Source organism: Pseudonocardia alaniniphila, from assembly GCF_022524485.1.
Classification (GTDB): Bacteria; Actinomycetota; Actinomycetes; order Mycobacteriales; family Pseudonocardiaceae; genus Pseudonocardia; species Pseudonocardia alaniniphila.
In genome coordinates, this window is the sequence record NZ_JAKXMK010000111.1 from 1 (window position 1) to 721 (window position 721).

Genomic DNA, 721 nt, shown 5'->3' on the forward strand with positions numbered 1-721 from the left:
GGTGCGAATAAGCGGGGAAATTCTTCTCGGCTGACTCAGTCATTTCATTTCTTCATGTTTGAGCCGATTTTTTCTCCCGTAAATGCCTTGAATCAGCCTATTTAGACCGTTTCTTCGCCATTTAAGGCGTTATCCCCAGTTTTTAGTGAGATCTCTCCCACTGACGTATCATTTGGTCCGCCCGAAACAGGTTGGCCAGCGTGAATAACATCGCCAGTTGGTTATCGTTTTTCAGCAACCCCTTGTATCTGGCTTTCACGAAGCCGAACTGTCGCTTGATGATGCGAAATGGGTGCTCCACCCTGGCCCGGATGCTGGCTTTCATGTATTCGATGTTGATGGCCGTTTTGTTCTTGCGTGGATGCTGTTTCAAGGTTCTTACCTTGCCGGGGCGCTCGGCGATCAGCCAGTCCACATCCACCTCGGCCAGCTCCTCGCGCTGTGGCGCCCCTTGGTAGCCGGCATCGGCTGAGACAAATTGCTCCTCTCCATGCAGCAGATTACCCAGCTGATTGAGGTCATGCTCGTTGGCCGCGGTGGTGACCAGGCTGTGGGTCAGGCCACTCTTGGCATCGACACCAATGTGGGCCTTCATGCCAAAGTGCCACTGATTGCCTTTCTTGGTCTGATGCATCTCCGGATCGCGTTGCTGCTCTTTGTTCTTGGTCGAGCTGGGTGCCTCAATGATGGTGGCATCGACCAAGGTGCCTTGAGTCATCAT

General features: G+C 53.1%; 1 pseudogene. It reads right to left on the minus strand.

From position 1 onward, the window contains the following. Window positions 1-142: 142 nt before the first annotated feature. Window positions 143-721 (minus strand): annotated as a pseudogene (locus MMF94_RS43210) (IS5-like element IS5 family transposase); the annotation flags it as partial.